We start from the raw sequence: 2,664 nt of genomic DNA on the forward strand, positions 1-2,664 counted from the left end.
TGCCGCGGCAGGAGCCGCTGGCGCTGGCGCGGCCGGTGCGGGGGCGGCAGCGGCGGCTGGTGCAGGTTTCGCTGCGGGCGCAGGCGCGGCTGGCTTCGCGTCGCCTGCCGGGACCGCTTCGCCTTCCTCGACGAGGATCGCGATCACCGCGTTGACGGCGACGCCTTCGGTGCCTTCAGCGACGACGATCTTGCCGATGACGCCTTCATCGACCGCCTCGACCTCCATGGTCGCCTTGTCGGTCTCGATCTCGCAGAGAACCTTGCCCGAGGTGACCTTGTCGCCTTCCTTGACGTGCCACTTCGCCAGCTTGCCTTCGGTCATCGTCGGCGACAGCGCCGGCATGAGGATGTTGATGGCCATCGTGCGCCCCCGTCAGCGGTACAGGACCGCCTTGGCGGCGGCGACGATATCGGCGGGCTGCGGCAGCGAGAGCTTCTCGAGATTGGCCGCGTAGGGCAGCGGGATGTCGAGCCCGGCGACGCGCTTGACCGGCGCGTCGAGCCAGTCGAAAGCCTGCTCCATCATCAGCGCCGCCAGTTCCGAGCCGATGCCGGCGAAGGGCCAGCTTTCCTCGGCCGAAACCAGGCGGTTGGTCTTCTTGACCGAATTGACGATGGTCTCGACGTCGAGCGGCCGGATGCTGCGCAGGTCGATCACCTCGGCGTCGATGCCCTCGGCGGCCAGCGTCTCCGCCGCCTCCAGGGCCTTGCCGACCATGATCGAATAGGCGGCGATGGTGATGTCCTTGCCCGAGCGCACGATCTTGGCGCGGCCGATCGGGACGATGAAGTCGGGATCCTCCGGCACGTCGAAGCTCTGGCCGTAGAGCATCTCGTTCTCGAGGAAGATCACCGGGTTCGGGTCGCGGATCGCCGATTTCAGCAGGCCCTTGGCATCCGCCGCCGACCAGGGCGACACCACCTTCATGCCCGGGCAATGGGCGTACCAGCTGGCGTAATCCTGGCTGTGCTGGGCGCCGACGCGCGAGGCGGCGCCGTTCGGGCCGCGGAACACGATCGGGCTGCCCATCTGGCCGCCGGACATGTACAGCGTCTTCGATGCCGAGTTGATGATCTGGTCGATCGCCTGCATGGCGAAGTTGAAGGTCATGAACTCGACGATCGGCCGCAGTCCGGAATAGGCCGCGCCGACGCCGAGGCCGGCGAAGCCGTGCTCGGTGATCGGGGTGTCGATCACGCGCCTGGCGCCGAATTCCTCGAGCAGGCCCTGGCTGACCTTGTAGGCGCCCTGGTACTCCGCGACCTCCTCGCCCATCAGGAACACGGTCGGGTCGCGCCGCATCTCTTCGGCCATGGCGTCGCGCAGCGCCTCGCGCACCGTGATGCGCTTGGTGTTGGCGAAGTACTTGTCTTCGTCCGAGGCCGGCGGCGCCTTGCTGGCGGGCACTGGGGCGGCGGCAGCGGCGGGAGCCTTGGCTTCCGCCTTCGGGGCGTCCTCGGCTGCCTTCGGCGCCGCGGCACCGTTCGGGGCGGCCTTGGCCGGGGCGGCGTCGGCGGCGCTTTCGCCCTCGCCGAGCAGGATGGCGATCGGCGTGTTCACGGCTACGGCCTCGGTGCCTTCCGGCACCAGGATCTTGCCGATGGTGCCTTCGTCGACCGCCTCGACCTCCATGGTCGCCTTGTCGGTCTCGATCTCGGCGATGACATCGCCCGACTTCACCGTGTCACCCTCGCGTTTCAACCATTTCGCGAGCGTGCCCTCGGTCATGGTCGGCGACAGGGCCGGCATCAGGATTTCGGTGGGCATTGGAATTCTCCGGCATCCGGCGGCGCCCGGCGAGGCGCCCCGGGTCGTGATGGCTCAGGCTTCGATCAGAACGTCGGTGTAGAGTTCCGACGGATCGGGCTCCGGGCTCTGCTGCGCGAATTCGGCGGCGTCGTTGACGGCGGCGCGGATGTCCTTGTCGATCGCCTTGAAATCGTCCTCGGTCATGCCGCCGATCGCATCGATCTTCTTGCGGGCCAGGTCGATCGGATCGTGGGTGTCGCGCATCTTCGCCACCTCCTCCTTGCTCCGGTACTTGGCCGGATCGGACATGGAGTGGCCGCGATAGCGGTAGGTCATCATCTCGAGGATGGTCGGGCCGCCACCGGAGCGTGCGCGCTCCAGCGCCTCGGCCGCGGCGGCGCGCACCGACAGCACGTCCATGCCGTCGACCTGCACGCCGGGGATGCCGTAGGCCTGGCCGCGCAGATGCAGGTCGGTGTTGGCCGACGCGCGCTGCACCGAGGTGCCCATGCCGTATTTGTTGTTCTCGATCACATAGACGACCGGGAGTTTCCACAGCGCCGCCATGTTGAAGCTCTCGTACACCTGGCCCTGGTTGCTGGCGCCGTCGCCCATATAGGCGAGGGTCGCACCGCCGTCGCCCTTGTACTGGTGGGCGAAGCCGAGGCCGGTGCCGAGGGAGATCTGGGCACCGACGATGCCGTGTCCGCCGAAGAATTTCTTCTCCCGGCTGAACATGTGCATCGAGCCACCCTTGCCCTTGGAATAGCCGCCGCGGCGGCCGGTCAGTTCCGCCATCACGCCGCGCGGATCCATGCCGCAGGCCAGCATGTGGCCATGGTCGCGATAGCCGGTGATGACATCGTCGGCCGGGATCTGCGCCGACTGGATGCCGACCACCACGGCCTCCTG

At 67.9% G+C, this 2,664-nt stretch carries 3 protein-coding genes; all 3 read right to left on the reverse strand.

All coding sequences use genetic code 11. The features are described 5' to 3' along the window. A partial coding sequence (locus AC3XYG_RS01375; RefSeq protein ID WP_489138017.1) for a biotin/lipoyl-containing protein occupies nt 1–363 on the reverse strand: 363 nt, incomplete at its 3' end. A gap of 12 nt (nt 364–375) precedes the next feature. Continuing rightward, nucleotides 376–1,770 (reverse strand): pyruvate dehydrogenase complex E1 component subunit beta, encoded by a 1,395-nt coding sequence (locus AC3XYG_RS01380; RefSeq protein WP_489138018.1) that lies wholly within the window; start codon nt 1,768–1,770, stop codon nt 376–378. Nucleotides 1,771–1,824: 54 nt separating this feature from the next. Beyond that, nucleotides 1,825–2,664: pyruvate dehydrogenase (acetyl-transferring) E1 component subunit alpha (gene pdhA, locus AC3XYG_RS01385; protein WP_489138019.1), on the reverse strand; the 840-nt coding region annotated here is incomplete at its 5' end.

This window comes from Inquilinus sp., from assembly GCF_057815775.1.